This window comes from Patiriisocius marinistellae (assembly GCF_009014635.1).
Lineage (GTDB): Bacteria > Bacteroidota > Bacteroidia > Flavobacteriales > Flavobacteriaceae > Patiriisocius > Patiriisocius marinistellae.
Genome location: NZ_BKCF01000002.1, coordinates 327,952 through 343,766, shown reverse-complemented (window position 1 = coordinate 343,766; position 15,815 = coordinate 327,952). Strand labels below are relative to the sequence as shown.

At 33.7% G+C, this 15,815-nt stretch carries 14 protein-coding genes; 8 read left to right on the top strand and 6 right to left on the bottom strand.

Features of this window, described 5'->3' with window-relative positions:
• Positions 1 to 4 precede the first annotated feature (4 nt).
• Complete coding sequence (gene pabB / locus GB234_RS08255; protein ID WP_151894169.1) at positions 5 to 1,294, bottom strand: aminodeoxychorismate synthase component I; 1,290 nt, start codon at positions 1,292 to 1,294, stop codon at positions 5 to 7.
• Between the two features lie 270 nt (positions 1,295 to 1,564).
• Here pabB and GB234_RS08250 point away from each other — a divergent pair, with 270 nt between their 5' ends.
• A complete protein-coding gene (locus GB234_RS08250) occupies positions 1,565 to 2,749 on the top strand; it encodes a phage tail-like protein (RefSeq protein ID WP_151894072.1) in 1,185 nt (394 codons plus the stop codon).
• 74 nt (positions 2,750 to 2,823) lie between these two features.
• On the opposite strand, the gene lpdA is transcribed toward GB234_RS08250, so the two are convergent.
• The 4 genes from lpdA to GB234_RS08230 form a co-directional block, all read right to left on the bottom strand.
• Positions 2,824 to 4,224 (bottom strand): dihydrolipoyl dehydrogenase, encoded by a 1,401-nt coding sequence (lpdA, locus tag GB234_RS08245; protein WP_151894071.1) that lies wholly within the window; start codon positions 4,222 to 4,224, stop codon positions 2,824 to 2,826.
• Between the two features lie 126 nt (positions 4,225 to 4,350).
• Positions 4,351 to 5,946, bottom strand: coding sequence for a S41 family peptidase (locus GB234_RS08240; RefSeq protein WP_151894070.1), 1,596 nt, complete (start codon positions 5,944 to 5,946; stop codon positions 4,351 to 4,353).
• Positions 5,947 to 6,078: 132 nt separating this feature from the next.
• A complete protein-coding gene (locus GB234_RS08235; protein ID WP_151894069.1) occupies positions 6,079 to 6,735 on the bottom strand; it encodes a CPBP family intramembrane glutamic endopeptidase in 657 nt (218 codons plus the stop codon).
• Positions 6,732 to 7,190, bottom strand: a complete 459-nt coding sequence (locus tag GB234_RS08230; RefSeq protein WP_151894068.1) for an Lrp/AsnC family transcriptional regulator — start codon at positions 7,188 to 7,190, stop codon at positions 6,732 to 6,734. Before GB234_RS08230 ends, GB234_RS08235 begins: the two co-directional genes overlap by 4 nt.
• 181 nt (positions 7,191 to 7,371) lie before the next feature.
• Here GB234_RS08230 and GB234_RS08225 point away from each other — a divergent pair, with 181 nt between their 5' ends.
• The 5 genes from GB234_RS08225 to GB234_RS08205 all read left to right on the top strand — a co-directional run bounded on the left by GB234_RS08225 (position 7,372) and on the right by GB234_RS08205 (position 12,081).
• Positions 7,372 to 8,580, top strand: a complete 1,209-nt coding sequence (locus GB234_RS08225) for an aminotransferase class I/II-fold pyridoxal phosphate-dependent enzyme (RefSeq protein WP_151894067.1) — start codon at positions 7,372 to 7,374, stop codon at positions 8,578 to 8,580.
• 101 nt (positions 8,581 to 8,681) lie between these two features.
• Positions 8,682 to 10,160: a Na+/H+ antiporter NhaC gene (gene nhaC / locus GB234_RS08220; RefSeq protein WP_151894066.1), complete on the top strand. Its 1,479-nt coding sequence runs from the start codon at positions 8,682 to 8,684 to the stop codon at positions 10,158 to 10,160.
• A 139-nt stretch (positions 10,161 to 10,299) separates the two neighbouring features.
• Positions 10,300 to 11,091, top strand: coding sequence for a hypothetical protein (locus GB234_RS08215; RefSeq protein ID WP_151894065.1), 792 nt, complete (start codon positions 10,300 to 10,302; stop codon positions 11,089 to 11,091).
• 130 nt (positions 11,092 to 11,221) lie between these two features.
• Complete coding sequence (tpx, locus tag GB234_RS08210; RefSeq protein WP_151894064.1) at positions 11,222 to 11,722, top strand: thiol peroxidase; 501 nt, start codon at positions 11,222 to 11,224, stop codon at positions 11,720 to 11,722.
• On the top strand, positions 11,722 to 12,081 hold the full coding sequence (locus GB234_RS08205; protein WP_151894063.1) for a diacylglycerol kinase family protein: 360 nt from the start codon (positions 11,722 to 11,724) through the stop codon (positions 12,079 to 12,081). The genes tpx and GB234_RS08205 overlap by 1 nt, the downstream gene beginning before the upstream one ends.
• Before the next feature lie 61 nt (positions 12,082 to 12,142).
• On the opposite strand, the gene GB234_RS08200 is transcribed toward GB234_RS08205, so the two are convergent.
• The gene (locus GB234_RS08200; RefSeq protein ID WP_172966864.1) at positions 12,143 to 12,556 is read right to left on the bottom strand and encodes a lipocalin-like domain-containing protein; all 414 of its coding nucleotides are present in this window, start codon (positions 12,554 to 12,556) and stop codon (positions 12,143 to 12,145) included.
• 188 nt (positions 12,557 to 12,744) lie between these two features.
• On the opposite strand from GB234_RS08200, the gene GB234_RS08195 reads away from it, so the two are divergent.
• Positions 12,745 to 15,120 (top strand): FtsK/SpoIIIE family DNA translocase, encoded by a 2,376-nt coding sequence (locus GB234_RS08195; RefSeq protein WP_151894061.1) that lies wholly within the window; start codon positions 12,745 to 12,747, stop codon positions 15,118 to 15,120.
• Between the two features lie 46 nt (positions 15,121 to 15,166).
• Positions 15,167 to 15,808 (top strand): outer membrane lipoprotein periplasmic chaperone LolA1, encoded by a 642-nt coding sequence (lolA1, locus tag GB234_RS08190; protein WP_151894060.1) that lies wholly within the window; start codon positions 15,167 to 15,169, stop codon positions 15,806 to 15,808.
• The last annotated feature ends 7 nt before the right edge of the window (positions 15,809 to 15,815 follow it).

Below are 15,815 nucleotides of genomic sequence, written 5' to 3'. Positions count from 1 at the left end.
AGATTTATTCTAAAACTTGACGCATTGCTTTTGCTTTTAAAAGGCATTCTTCGTATTCATTTTCTGCTGTTGATTTTGCTGTAATTGCCCCACCTACAGAATAACTAACGTATTTTGAAGATGCGTTATATAGAATACTTCTTATAATTACATTAAAATCAAAATCATTATTAGGTGCAAAATAACCCACGGCGCCACTGTAAAGTCCGCGTTTTGCATCTTCTAACTTTTCAATAATTTTCATTGCACTTACCTTAGGTGCACCTGTCATACTACCCATTGGGAAGGTATTTCTAATAATTGAAACAGGAGAGATACCATTGTCGACCTCACATCGTATTGTGGAAATCATTTGATGTACTTGCTCAAAAGTATATACTTTGCATAACTCTTCTACGGCTACACTACCTTTGTTTGCTATGCGCGATAAATCATTACGTACAAGATCTGTAATCATAATATTTTCACTGCGCTCTTTTGGGTCGTTTTCTAATTTTGTAATTAGTTTTTTATCTTCAAATTCAGTTGCAGCTCTTTTAGCGGTCCCTTTAATAGGTTGTGATACGATTGCATTTCCAGTCTTTTTTAAATATCGCTCAGGCGAAGCAGACATTAAATAGTGATTGTCAAATTTTAAAAAGGTAGCAAATGGAGGGTGCGAGATATCATTCAGTTTTTTGAATATAATTAAAGGGTTGATTTTCGCATCTTCAGCATAAAATTCTTGACAATAATTTGCTTCATAAATATCCCCTCTTGCAATATGCTTTAAAAGCATATCTATTTTATTGTAGTAAGTATCTTTTGAGGTCCTAAGACTAATTTTAATATTTGAAGTTGTTTCTTTTTCTTCGGAAATTTCAGTATTTAAAATTTCTTGCCAATCATCTTCCACCTCGTCATCAACCATATTTAAGTATTTGATGGTGACTTCGGTTTCCGAAAACAGAAACAAACGCTTAGGCTGAAAGAAATATAAGTCTGGAAACTTTAGTCCATCAAAATTTGAAGAGGTTAGTCTTTCTACATCATTTTTTAAATCATAAGTCAAATAACCAAATATCCAGTCCTTTGTTGTTTTTTGATATTCTTCTAAGTTATTAAATGCTTGGTGTGTGTCTGTTTTTATAGCAGTAAATGCATCAACAGCTAATACTGCATTATATTTACTATGCAATTGAGCATGCTCATTAGAATCTAAAAAAATGACTTCTTCAAATTTTTGTGACCACTGCAATAATTGTTGTTTAACAGCAAAAAAATTAGAGATTTTTTTATTGATAGATGTTCGCATCATACTACAAAGATATTTCAATTTTAAAAATTCTATAGTCTAAATTTAAAAATGAATTTATAATTAAAATGAATAAAAAAATAGTTTGACAACAACTATTTAGGTTTTTTCCTACAAAAAAGAATTATCAAATTACACATTTGTGTATTTCATCTATTTAATTTTACTGCTTGTCGAAAATAAAATTTAAAGAGCTGCTTCTTAAAACCAAATAGCACAGTTTATCGTTAATTTTGTATCGTTACCCCAAATAACTTAATCAAACTTACTATGTTACGCAATAACTTTTTGATATTCCTAACGAGTTTAGGATTACTATTTAACAGCAATGCTCAAGTTGGAATAGGAAATACAAATCCACAAAGTACACTTGATATTGCCGTAGATAACATGAACGCCCCATCTAACACAGATGGTATACTTGTACCCAGAGTAAATACCTTCCCTACAACAGATCCTACTTCGCATCAAAATGGAATGATGGTTTTTTTGACAAAAGATATCCCTGGCTACTTTATAGGTTTTCATTATTGGGATCACCCAAAAACACAATGGATACCTATTGGTGCAGAAGAATGGAAAGATGGTGTTAATGCAAGTGGTGATAATTTAATTTTTGCAACACAAGCAAAAGTAAGCGGAACTGATGTTGTTATTACTGACGACGGAAGAATAGGTTTTGGTACAAGCGATCCAATTGAACGTTTTGAATTCAAAGGCCCTGGTGATAATGATTTTCAAATAACAAGTGCAAATCCCAACCCTCCTAATGTTATATTATATAATACCGGTGGTACATTAGATACTCCTGCTGCACTAGCAAGTAATGGAGAAATAGGGTCTTTTATTGTAAAAACGCATGATGGAGATAGAATTGTTGAAACGGGTGGGTTTCGTTTTTTCATGGATGGAGTAGCAACGCCTGGAAGTGCGCCATCTAAATTTGTTATTAACACAACGCCTTCAGGTTCTATATTTCAACAACCAAGAATTGTTGTGAGGAATGATGGAAATACTGGAATAGGAACTCAAGAACCTTCTGAAAAACTAGATGTAGCAGGAAATCTAAGAGTTCGCAATTTAACAAGTGGCCCATTATATACTAATAGTCACGGTGTAGTATCTAACACTCCTGTAGGACCCGTTACAGTTGCAGCTGGTTTAATAGAAGCAAATGGAAGTGCTCTCAAAATTTATGGTGCATCAGTATCTAGAATAAACAAAGGAAATTATCAAGTAACTTTTTTAACACCCCGTAGCAGCAATAATTATGTAATAAATCTTGCTACAACAGACTGTAATGATGCAGGAGATTGTGATTTTGATGATCCAGGAATTACTTATTTGAATAGACAGACCACTGGTTTTCGAGTAAACATAGGAGATAGTGATAATGGTGGTACTGCAAAAGAAGATATAGATTTAGAATTTACTTTTTCAGTAATTGATTTTTAAAATAAACCCCCGCAAGAAGAAAAAAGCTGGTTGAAATTTCAACCAGCTTTTTCATTTTATAATGTTATTAAAACTTAAATATGCAATGCTCTGTCACCGGTTGCGGCTAATGCAGCTTCTTTAACAGCTTCTGCATACGTAGGGTGCGCGTGGCTCATTCTAGCAATATCTTCTGCACTTGCTCTATATTCCATTGCAACTACCATTTCTGCAATTAAATCTGCACAACGAGCTCCTACCATGTGAGCTCCAAGTATTTCATCAGTTTTTGCATCGCTAAGTATTTTTACAAATCCATCGGTATCTCCACTCGCTCTACTTCTTCCCAAAGCACGCATAGGAAATTGACCAGTTTTGTATTCAACTTTAGCTTCTTTAAGTTGTTCTTCTGTCTTACCTACACTTGCAACTTCTGGCCACGTGTAAACAACTCCTGGGATTAAGTTATAATTTATATGAGGTTTTTGTCCGGCTAATATTTCAGCAACTAAACTACCCTCTTCACTTGCTTTATGCGCTAACATTGCTCCTTTAATAACATCACCTATTGCATAAATATTAGATACATTAGTTTGTAGATGCTCATTTACATCTACTTGTCCTCTTTCATTTGCTTTTATTCCAGCCTTGTCTAAATTAAGACCATCTGTATATGCTTTTCTACCTACAGATACAAGACAATAGTCACCGTTAAAAGTTACCTCTTCTCCTTTTTTATTTGTAGCAGTTACTGTTACATCATTTTTCTTTCTATCAACTGCTGATACTTTATGAGAAACAAAAAATTTAACTCCTTGTTTCTTCATTACCTTAGTAAGTTCTTTACTTTGGGCAGCATCCATCGTTGGTATAATACGATCCATATACTCAACAACAGAAACCTCTGCTCCTAATCTGCGATATACTTGACCAAGCTCAAGACCGATTACTCCTCCTCCAATCACAATCATGTGTTTAGGGATTTCTTTTAACTTCAATGCTTCGGTTGAAGTGATTACTCTTTCTTTGTCTAATTTTATAAAAGGTAATGTAGAAGGTTTGCTTCCAGTAGCGATGATGGTATTTTTAGCCTCAATAGTTTCGGTTTTATCTCCTTTTATTTCAATATGGGTTGCATCCTTAAAACCTCCTACTCCAGTAAAAACATCAATCTTATTTTTATTCATCAAAAACTCAATACCCTTTGTAGTTTGATCTACAACGGCAGCTTTACGATCAATCATTTTTATGAAATTGATTTTTACATCTCCAGGAATTTCAATACCGTGCTCTTCAAAATGTTTTATAGCATCCTCATAATGGTGCGAAGAATCCAACAAAGCTTTACTTGGGATACATCCCACATTAAGACAAGTACCACCAAGGGTATTATACTTTTCAATAATGGCAGTTTTCATACCTAATTGTGCACAGCGAATGGCTGCTACATATCCTCCAGGACCTGAACCTATTACGGCTACATCGTATTGACTCATAAATTTTTTCTTAAAATTGTTCGCCCTCAACTTGTAGAGGGTCGCTAAAACAGATACAAAAATACAATTTTGTTGAACGAATGACCAATTTTTAATAAAGGTTTAAAATTGGTTTTTGAAAGTTACTTATTCTTTTTTTTTAATATCATTTAACACCCACTCTATTTCAGGATCAATACCCATTTTTCTATCTGCCACTGTGGGAATAATCTCAACATCTGGCATGACACCATAACCATCAGGTTCTATTTTATACGGAGACTCAACTTGCATCACTCCCATACCTATCTTTACTTTAGAGTTAGGCATTACATAACCTCTTGTCATTCCAGCAACTGTTCCATTATGTGCCCCACCTGTTTCTTGACCAACAAAAACTGCACGATTGTCTTTCTTCAAATTTGTTGAGAGTAAAGATGAAGCCGAAAAAGAACTCCCATTTATTAATACATAAATAGCTCCTTTAAAATTTTTCTCTTTGGGCTCTAATGGCTTTACACCATTTAACCTATAATATATTTTCCCATCATGTTTTCTTGTCTTAATTAAATTATGGACTAAAATTCCTGGTGATGCAAGTACAGTTAGGGCTTTAATAATAAAAGGATTTGAATTACTCATGTATGTTTTAATAATTGGTGTGCGTCCAGTTACCTCAGCTTCATTATACATCACATATTCTTTGTCTGTTAAGTAACCGTATAAATCATTAATTTCTTTAACTCTACCTCCCGTATTATCTCTCAAATCAATTATTAAATCTTTAGTCTGCAAACTGTCTAAGGTATTAAACGTCTCTTCGTAGAAAGTTCGAAAATCACCATTTGTGAAACCACTAATTTTCATAAGCGCTACAGTACTATCGTTGCCTATAAAACTTAAATTTCTATTATACTTATGAGTAGTAAAATTGTAGCCGTGTGTTTGCTTATATTTTCTATCATTTTTTAAAGAATCTCTTTTAAATTTACGCTGTGCTTTTGAAAGTTTTATAGGCCTTATTGCTGCAATACTGTCTTTTTGAAAATCTGATAAAGAGTCATTTTTTTTCTTTTTATCTTTCCATTTAAACTGTTTAAAAAAAACAGAGTCCCGCTGCTTAAACTTTAAAGTAATGCTATCTAAAAAACCTTTATCAAGACTATAGTATCGCGTAAAGCGAGAAGCTACAAAACGATCAAACAACGTAACGTTAAAACCATCTGATGCTATATTTTTATTATATCGTTTAATAAGCTCTTGTGGACTTTCTCCATCAAATTCAAGCACCTCACTACCTATCAAAATCGAATCTGCCTCTTTAGCCGAAGTCACAAATAATCTATTCTCAACATTTTCAAATTCTAGTGTATTAAAGCTAAACTTTTTATCCTTATATGCTTTACGTTCCTCTTTTGTACGTTTTAATTTTGGCGGTGACAGACCTATATGCCCCTGCCCTATGGTTTTTACAACAGGTGCAATACTATAGTAAAACTCTTTACTTGATAATGGAGCTGTAATAGCTCTTTTTAAACTATCAAATTTATAATCTAACTGCTCTTTTGAAATGTATTGATACAATTTAGGATGAGCCCGTTTTAATCTTATATATGTCTTATCAATATCTTCATGCAACTCTGGCACACTATGCTTTTCTAAAATCTGCGCGTTATACCTTTCGGCACTTCCGCAAGAAGACATTGATAATAGTAATAAACTTAAATAGATAATTTTATTCATAATTTACATTTATTATAAGACGCTTAAATATGATTAATAGTTGCTTAGCTTTTTAAATTACATTCTGAAATAAACAACAACTAATTAAATTTAAAGTATTTAAAATTTCAGAAAAGAAAAAAAAATTGATAATTAAACCCCAGCTTCCATTCCTGGAAAGGCAAGCATCTCTCCCATTCCTACTGTAAATAGCCAATTACCATAAATTGCGTGTTCAATACTTACTAATGTGGTACTCTTAAATTTTAAATATGTCAATCCAAAAATAATCCCGCCAATAAATGTAAGCACTAAAACTAACGTGTTTCTAAAAAACAAATGAGCCATCATAAATACAATGGCGTTGATGAAAACAATTTGGGATTTCTTCGGAAATATAACACGATAACGCTCAAAGAAAAATGTGCGATAAATAATTTCTTGAGGCCACACAGAAAATAAAGTATAAACAATCAAAATCATCACAAACAGACCTGGCTTATTAAAGGGCACATAAAATAATGCTTCTTTATCCACCATAAAAACATATGCAATAGTTACAATCGCAATAACTAAAAAAGTAACCACTATTCGTTTCCAGAATGCTCTCCAATCAATCCCTTTTTTTACCTTTAGTTCAATAGCACCAAGTCTTTTAAGTGTTATTAATAAGTAACTAAAGGAAAATAACACAAGTCCAATCTTTGCATAAACTTCAAATTTAGTTCCTAAGTCAACTGCTAGCAAAATGGGCATTGCCACAAAGAGTAATAGAAATTCAATTGTTATATAACTTTTTGAATTTCTCATAATCGCACAGCAGTTGTATTCTTAACTTCATTGATTGAAAACGAACTCTGCGTACTTCCTATGTGCTGTAAAGAGGTCAATTTATTTATCATAAACTCCCTAAAATGTTCCATATCTTTTACTACTACTTTGAGCAAATAATCATACTCCCCACTTACGTGATAACACTCTAGCACTTCCTCTAATTGTATGGCCTCACGTTCAAACTCAGTAATATACTTTCCGCTATGTTGTGTTAACTTAACGTGACAGAAAACCATAAAGCCTAAATCTAGCTGTTTTTTATCAAGCAACGCAACATAGTTTTGTATCAACCCACTGCGTTCTAATTTCTTAATACGTTCGTAAATTGCTGTAACAGACAAATTTAATTTAGCAGACAACTCTTTATTTGTTTGTTTACAATCTCGTTGCAATTCGACCAAGAGCTGCTTATCAATAGTATCTAATTTCATTTAGAAAATTTTTCATAAAGATAGTATTTCATTATAAACTTTTCCGTTTTAAATGCTGAAATGAATAACAATTACAGTTTGATTAACTAAATAAACACTCTACTATTGACAAATAATCTATGGTTTAATATATTTGATGAAAGAATAAACAATTTGATATTTCAGAAGTAATCCTAAAATTATGGCAGATAAGACTTTTAAACCAGCAAATAGTATACAAGATTTACAATATTTTGGAGAATTTGGGGGTGTCAATCCATCGATTTCAGACTCCTCTACCTACACATTTTTGTCTGCAAAAACAATGTTTGATACTTTTGAAGGCAACGCAGATGGTTGTTATTTGTACTCACGTCACTCAACACCATCAAACTTATATTTGGGCGAAGCGCTTGCTGCTATGGAAGGTACTGAGACTGCAAACGTGGCAGCAAGTGGTATGGGCGCCATCACTCCTACTATTTTACAATTTTGCCAAGCTGGTGACCACATTGTTTCTAGCCGAACAATTTATGGCGGCACATATGCTTTTTTAAAGAACTTTACTCCAAGAATGGAAATCCATACTTCTTTTGTGGATATTACAAAACTAGAAGCTGTGGAGGCAGCAATAACCCCTGAGACTAAAGTGATTTTCTGTGAGTGTGTAAGCAACCCGCTACTTGAAATAGCAGATATCGCAGGATTGGCTAAAATTGCAAAAAAACATAACCTTCAATTATTAGTTGACAATACATTTTCGCCATTGACGATATCCCCAGCAAAATTAGGGGCAGACGTTGTAATGCACAGTCTCACTAAATTTATCAACGGTAGTAGTGACACCATGGGTGGCGTTGTTTGTGGAAGTCAAGAGTTAATAGATTCGCTTAGAAACGTAAATGATGGAGCATGCATGTTACTTGGCGCTTCAATGGATAGTTTAAGGGCAGCATCTATATTAAAAAATCTACGTACGCTTCATATAAGGATACAACAGCACAGCAAAAATGCTCTCTTTTTAGCAGAAAAAATTGAAGCAGATGGACTTCGCACGGTATATCCTGGGTTAAAATCACACCCTGGACATTCATTATACAATAGCATGATGAATGAGCAATACGGCTATGGAGGAATTCTCACAATTGACGCAGGAAATCTTGATAAAGCAAATGAATTAATGGAATTGATGCAAGAGCGCAACTTGGGCTATCTTGCCGTGAGCTTAGGATTTTATAAAACGTTGTTCAGCGCACCTGGCACATCAACTTCTTCTGAAATTCCAGAAGATGAACAAACCGAAATGGGATTAACAGACGGGCTTATTAGATTTTCAATTGGTCTTGATGCTGATATTGACCGCACCTATAAAATGATGCGTGAATGTATGGAAAAGGTTGGCATTTTATAAAAATATAACTTTGAAGGATTAAAGGAATTCGTTAGGATTCCTTTTTTCATTTGCACAACTTTCTACAAAATCGTAACATTACAGAATATAAAGTCGCAAAAATGAGCCAAAACGATAACCTCTCTGAAATTGATATTGAAAACCAACACATTATAGATAATAATGAATTGTCTATCTGGGAAGCTCTAATTCCTGTTATTGTTTTAATGGGACTTCTTGCCTACAATATATTTTTTGCAGATGGAGAATGGCTCGGAGAATATTCAAATCAATATATTTTATTACTCGGCGGACTAATTGCAGCAATAGTAGGGTTTAAAAACAAAGTAAGTATAAGCACTATGCTTGCCGAAGTTTGGGAAAACTTTAAAAGCATTTTCATCCCAGTTTGTATTCTGCTTTTAGTAGGTGCACTTGCGGGAACCTGGCTTGTGAGTGGTATTATTCCTGCAATGGTCTATTATGGGTTACAAGTACTTAGTCCTGCTATATTTTTACCAGCATCAGTAATTATTGCCGCTATTATTTCAATAGCAACAGGAAGCTCTTGGACCACAAGCGCAACGGTGGGTATTGCACTCATAGGAATAGGAACTGCACTTGGCATCAATCCAGGAATGATAGCTGGAGCAGTTATTTCGGGGGCATATTTTGGAGATAAAATGTCACCGTTAAGTGATACCACTAACCTAGCGCCAGCAATGGCAGGAACAGATTTGTTTACACACATTCGTTATATGGCGCTTACAACAGTGCCTACTATAATTATTACACTCATAGTTTTTTCGATAATAAGCGCTACGATTGATACTAGTGGAAGTGCAGACATCAGTGGCTTGTTAACCGAAATTGACGCTACATTTAATATTACCCCATGGCTATTTGCAGTACCAATATTAGTAATTGCTTTAATTCTTTTAAAAACAAAACCACTTATCGCATTAGCTACAGGAGTAATTGCAGCTGCTGTCTTTGCATTTATCTTTCAACCTGAAATTTTAAATGAACTTGCAGGTTCAAAAATTAGCGCAATTACGAACTCAATTTTTACAGATACAGCAATTGTAACAGATAATGAAACATTAAACGAACTTTTTAGTGCTGGCGGTATGATAGGGATGCTATGGACAATCCTCCTTATAATTTGTGCAATGGTCTTTGGCGGCGTTATGGATGCCATTGGAGCATTAGCCAGAATTACAAAAGTATTACTTTCAATGGCAACCTCTATATTTGGATTATTTGCAAGCACAGTTATTAGTTGTTTAGGATTAAACACAATTGCAAGTGATCAATACCTTGCCATTGTTATACCAGGAAAAATGTTCAAAAAAGCATATGAAGATAGAGGCTTAGCACCTCAAAATTTATCAAGAACACTTGAAGATAGTGGTACGGTTACATCTGTACTAATCCCATGGAATACATGTGGTGCTTATCAAAGTGGTGTATTGGGTGTTGGAGTTGCTGAGTATTTTTTCTATGCAATATTTAATTGGCTCAGTCCATTTATGACACTGTTGTTTGCAGCATTAAATATCAAGATCAAAATGATTAGAGAAAATTATAAAACAGACTAAAACCTTTATATCATATGATAAATGCTTCGGAAATATTATATTTCCGAAGCATTTCTTTTTCCATTAAAATTTAACATAACTCCCACAACGTGACTGTCTAATAATGTTAGCTTTGCGCTTCAAAAAAAAATAAACCTCTATGAAAAAAACGTTTACAAAAGTTGCATTTGCCCTTATGGGATTAATTTTATTTTCAGCTTGCGGTGATGATGATTCTGCAACCGAAGAATTTAGCATTGCTAATGGAAATATCACACCTAAATTTATCAAAACGATGACTAGTACAGATAGTAGTTCTGGCTCTAATGCTGCACTAACTACGTTTAACTACGACAGCTCAAACCGTTTAATTAGCATTCTATCAAACGAAGAAACAACCTCGTTTGTATTTGAAAATGGAACCCTTGTTAATATCATTGGTGATGCTGCAAATACGTTAGGTGATGACGACAATCTTTCAATTGCTCAATTTTATGAAGCACCCTATGATGCCTTTGAATTAGGAGAAGCAAGAGAATATGACGCTAATCTAAACCCGAGGATTATTGATGTTTATCAAGATGAATTTAATCAAAATTCAGGATCCGTTGAGCGAGTTACCTATACATCTACTGTAGAATACGAAGCACAGCACAACCTCTTTTTTTATACAATGCAAGCAGCAGGAATTATTGATGTGCTTGATGGTGTGAGGTTAAATCTAAGCATGATGCCAGTACCATCTGAAATTGCAATAGCGCGTGCATTATTACCCGTAAACAATTTTAAAACAATTACTACAAGAAACGCAGCTAATGAAATTGTTTTTACAATTAATGCAACCTATGTTTATGATAGCGATAACTACCCTACTAGCGCAACAGTGACGACTGTTGATATTGTAAATAATGAAACAGATACTTTTAACACTACTTTTACTTATAAAAATTAAAACCGTTTTATAACTTTAAATTATGAATGCTTCGGAAATATAATATTTCCGAAGCATTTCTTTTTTCTGAAACCTTTAAGAAATTTCAATTTCTGAATGTTTACTTTTATAATCTAAAATTTCAGAAAAAATGTCAAAAATAACGCTCGGTGGAACCCCTACTGAAACCAACGGAAACTTACCAAAAAAAGACTCTAAAGCTCCAGATTTTCAATTATCTGCTGCAGATATGGATACTAAAACCTTAAAAGATTATAGTGGTCAACGTAAAATATTAAATATTTTCCCTAGCGTTGATACTGGCGTTTGTGCAGCATCCGCCCGTAAATTTAATCAAGAAGCAGCCGGACTTGATAATACTAAAGTATTATGTATATCAAGAGATTTACCTTTTGCTCAAGCACGTTTTTGCGCAGCTGAGGGTCTTGAAAATGTAGAAATGCTTAGTGATTTTAAAACCGGGAAATTTGGTGATGATTATGGTCTAAATATTGTTGATGGTTCTTTTAGTGGACTACACTCTCGTGTAGTAATTGCACTTGATGAAAACGATAAAATTGTTTATAGTGAGCAAGTACCAGAAATAGGAAAAGAACCTAATTATGAGGCCGCTTTAAGCGCACTTAAATAATGTGGAATACCTTTTTAGGAAAAAGACTAAAAGGTTGTAAATATGCAATCGTTGGCGCTTGGATGCTCATTAAAAATGAAGCAAGCATTCAAGTGCAAACAATTATTGCCATTGGTATCACTATTGCTGGATTTGTATTTAATATTAGCGCAACTGAATGGATGTTTCAAATTTTTGCTATTGCTCTTGTAATGAGCATTGAAGGTTTAAACACGACGGTTGAAGCCATTGCAGATTTTATACATCCAGATTATCATAGCAAAATTGGCTTTATTAAAGATATCGCAGCAGGCGCAGTCTTTTTTGCCGCAGTTGCAGCAGTGGTAATTGCTTGTATTATATATATCCCAAAATTTTAAAAAGCCAAACTATTTTTCAATAATTTGACTTCTCAAAATAGCTAATTTTCAAATAATGTACTTATTGTTTGATGTAGTTATCAATTTTCAATACTCCAGAGAAATTAAACTCAACACTTAAGTTAGATTCATTTAATGTAACTATTCTTATTATTGTTGCAGAGCTTCCTTGATTTACAGTAATATTATCACCTTCTAATGTATAAGAACCGGTTTGTGGCGTTACCGTTGAACAATTAGTACCAGTGTAAAAGGTTTGTGTAAACATGCCAGACTCCGTAAATCGTATTGTTGATAAAAGATCACAAGACCCTAATGTTACAGGGTTTCCATCTTGTGTAGAAGATTGTATTTGCCATAGGCCAATAACAAGATCTTCATTTGTGGGCTCTTGAGTACCTTCATCATCACTGCTGCATGATACTACGGCTAGACATAAAAGTAAGATTGCTGTGATTTTTTTTAAATTTTTCATGTTGTTTGTTTTAATGATTATTATTGTTTTCAATAGTATATCGCAGCAGATTAAAATTGTCATCATTATTTTTTAAAAAAATTAATTCTAGTTTAAATCCACAAAAAATATCCTCAAACTTTTAAACAATGAGACGCATTACATACGGTAACAATTTGTACTTTTGTTTACGATACATCTAAGAGTTAATGGCCAAAAAGAAAACAGCAACAAAGAAAACTAAGCAACCGAGAAAACCTATCTCGATGATACTCTCAAAGCAGCAAAAAATACTGTTAGGGAGTTTTTTAATTTTGTTAGGGCTTGCTTTATTATTCTCATTTGTTTCATACTTTTTTACGTGGCAAGCAGACCAGAGTATTATTGGGTTAGCAGATAGAAATGTGGAAAGTAAAAACTGGTTAAGTAAGTTTGGCAGCAACATTGCTCACTTTTTTATTTATGATGGCTTTGGTATTTCTTCCTTCATTTTCGCCACACTCGTTACATTAACTGGTGTATATTTATTCTTTGATTACACAAAAAAGCAATTAAAGAAATTTTGGTTTTGGGGAATCTTATTAATGATTTGGTTTTCAATTTTCTTTGGCTTTTTCCATATAAAAAATTCTCTTTTAAGCGGTGTTATTGGGTATGAAATCAACGATTTATCACAAGATTACATAGGACTTACTGGTACTATTTTATTAATGATATTTCTTGCTATAATTTATTTAGTAGTTCGTTTAAAAATTACTCCAGAACTTGTTGCTAATACATTTCAGAAAACAAAAAAGAGTATTGCTAAGGATTTTTCATCTCAAGATGGGACTTCGGAAATTAAAAAACCTGAAAATAAATTAAACAATACTCCAACCGTAGAAACAAGTTTTGAAACTAGTAAAATTTCAGAAGAAATAACCACGAGTCCTACTCCTGAAACAACCACCCCTATAGTTTCCACAGAAGAATTTCAAGTAGAAATTCCTGAAGAGGAAGAAATGGAAATGAAAGTTGAAGAAGTAACCGAAGAAAAGGAAGGAAAGAAAAACTTGAGCGATAAATTAGTTGCAGATTTTGGCGAATTTGATCCTACCTTAGAACTCAGCGGTTATAAATTTCCTACGATAGAGCTTTTAAAAGATTACACCGCCGGGCAAGGAATTACTATAAACCAAGAGGAACTTGAAGAAAATAAAAACCGAATTGTAGAAACCCTCAACAATTATAAAATAGGGATTGCCAGTATAAAAGCTACAGTAGGACCAACTGTTACACTTTATGAAATTGTACCCGAAGCCGGAATTAGAATTTCAAAAATTAAAAATCTAGAGGATGATATAGCTTTATCCCTATCAGCATTAGGTATTCGTATAATTGCACCTATTCCTGGGCGTGGAACTATAGGTATTGAGGTTCCTAACAAGAATCCAAAAACAGTATCAATGCGTTCCACCATTGCATCTCCTAAGTTTCAAAGTGCAGAAATGGAACTACCATTAGGATTGGGAAAAACAATTAGCAATGAAACCTTTGTAGTAGACCTTGCAAAAATGCCACACCTTTTAATGGCTGGTGCTACAGGGCAGGGTAAATCTGTTGGTTTAAATGCTATCCTAACATCACTACTTTACAAAAAACACCCAGCCGAAGTTAAGTTTGTACTAGTGGATCCTAAAAAAGTAGAGCTTACTTTATTTAATAAAATTGAACGCCATTTTCTTGCTAAACTACCAGGAGATGAAGACGCTATTATTACAGACACTAATAAAGTTATTACAACTTTAAATTCTTTGTGTATTGAAATGGATCAACGTTATGATTTGTTGAAAGATGCCTATGTGCGTAATATTAAAGAATACAACGATAAGTTTAAAGCCAGAAAATTAAATCCAGAGGAAGGTCATAAGTTTTTACCTTATATCGTTCTTGTTATAGATGAGTTTGCAGATTTGATTATGACGGCAGGGAAAGAAGTAGAAACTCCCATTGCACGTTTAGCGCAACTTGCCCGTGCCATTGGTATTCATTTAATAGTAGCCACACAGCGCCCGTCTGTAAATGTAATTACGGGTATTATTAAAGCCAATTTTCCAGCACGTATAGCCTTTAGAGTTACAAGTAAAATTGATTCACGTACTATTCTAGACAGTGGCGGTGCAGACCAATTAATAGGTCGTGGAGACATGCTTTATACTCAAGGAAATGAACTTGTACGTATTCAATGTGCATTTGTAGATACTCCAGAAGTTGCAGATATTACAGACTTTATTGGTGGTCAAAAAGCATATCCAGATGCTCACATTTTACCTGAATATATAGGAGAAGAAGGTGGCACAACTCTTGATAATAATATTAATGAACGAGATGCTTTGTTTAGAGACGCTGCCGAAGTATTAGTTATTGCACAACAAGGAAGCGCTTCTTTACTTCAAAGAAAACTCAAATTAGGTTACAATAGAGCTGGAAGAATTATCGACCAACTTGAAGCTGCAGGAATTGTTGGGCCTTTTGAGGGAAGTAAAGCAAGACAAGTAACCGTCCCTACGATTGAAGCTTTAAATCAATTGTTAGATTCAGAATAAAAAGTTTAGTTTAATTTAAAATTTATCTGCTCAGCAGATAGTAAGCATGAAAAAGTTAGCTTTAGTATTTATTACAATTTTTACAGTAGCAACAGCTACAGCACAAGACGCGAAAAAACTCTTAAATGAAGTTTCGGCAAAAGTGAGAAGTTACGACAATATCACTATTGATTTTAAATACAACCTTAATAATAAAAAAGAGGGTGTAAATCAAGATACTCGCGGTGATGTTACACTATCGGGAGAAAATTATGTGCTTAATATGTTAGGAACAACTCGCTTGTTTGATGGAAAGAAAATTTTTACCATCGTCCCAGAGGATGAAGAAGTAACAATTTCAACTTATAACGCAAAAGACGACAAAGATATCACACCATCAAAGATGTTGACCTTTTATGAAAAAGGCTACAATGCAAAAATGGATATTGTTCAAAATGTAAGTGGAAGAAAAATCCAGTTTGTAAAACTAACACCTATCGACAGTAATGCTGAAATAAAAGATATTCTTTTAGGTATCGACGCACAGACAAAACATATTTATAAGTTGATTCAAACAGATTCAAAAGGAACAAAATATACTTTAACAGTACAATCTTTTAAAACAAATCAGCCACTTTCAAAAACCTTGTTTACCTTTGACCAAGCTAAGTATAAAAGCGATGGCTACTACATTAATAAACTGGACTAAACAATTG

Excerpts from the sequence above, each read along its gene's own strand:
- pabB (WP_151894169.1), bottom strand. The coding sequence starts at position 1,294 with ATGCGAACATCTATCAATAAAAAAATCTCTAATTTTTTTGCTGTTAAA.
- GB234_RS08250 (WP_151894072.1), top strand. The coding sequence starts at position 1,565 with ATGTTACGCAATAACTTTTTGATATTCCTAACGAGTTTAGGATTACTA.
- lpdA (WP_151894071.1), bottom strand. The coding sequence starts at position 4,224 with ATGAGTCAATACGATGTAGCCGTAATAGGTTCAGGTCCTGGAGGATAT.
- GB234_RS08240 (WP_151894070.1), bottom strand. The coding sequence starts at position 5,946 with ATGAATAAAATTATCTATTTAAGTTTATTACTATTATCAATGTCTTCT.
- GB234_RS08235 (WP_151894069.1), bottom strand. The coding sequence starts at position 6,735 with ATGAGAAATTCAAAAAGTTATATAACAATTGAATTTCTATTACTCTTT.
- GB234_RS08230 (WP_151894068.1), bottom strand. The coding sequence starts at position 7,190 with ATGAAATTAGATACTATTGATAAGCAGCTCTTGGTCGAATTGCAACGA.
- GB234_RS08225 (WP_151894067.1), top strand. The coding sequence starts at position 7,372 with ATGGCAGATAAGACTTTTAAACCAGCAAATAGTATACAAGATTTACAA.
- nhaC (WP_151894066.1), top strand. The coding sequence starts at position 8,682 with ATGAGCCAAAACGATAACCTCTCTGAAATTGATATTGAAAACCAACAC.
- GB234_RS08215 (WP_151894065.1), top strand. The coding sequence starts at position 10,300 with ATGAAAAAAACGTTTACAAAAGTTGCATTTGCCCTTATGGGATTAATT.
- tpx (WP_151894064.1), top strand. The coding sequence starts at position 11,222 with ATGTCAAAAATAACGCTCGGTGGAACCCCTACTGAAACCAACGGAAAC.
- GB234_RS08205 (WP_151894063.1), top strand. The coding sequence starts at position 11,722 with ATGTGGAATACCTTTTTAGGAAAAAGACTAAAAGGTTGTAAATATGCA.
- GB234_RS08200 (WP_172966864.1), bottom strand. The coding sequence starts at position 12,556 with ATGAAAAATTTAAAAAAAATCACAGCAATCTTACTTTTATGTCTAGCC.
- GB234_RS08195 (WP_151894061.1), top strand. The coding sequence starts at position 12,745 with ATGGCCAAAAAGAAAACAGCAACAAAGAAAACTAAGCAACCGAGAAAA.
- lolA1 (WP_151894060.1), top strand. The coding sequence starts at position 15,167 with ATGAAAAAGTTAGCTTTAGTATTTATTACAATTTTTACAGTAGCAACA.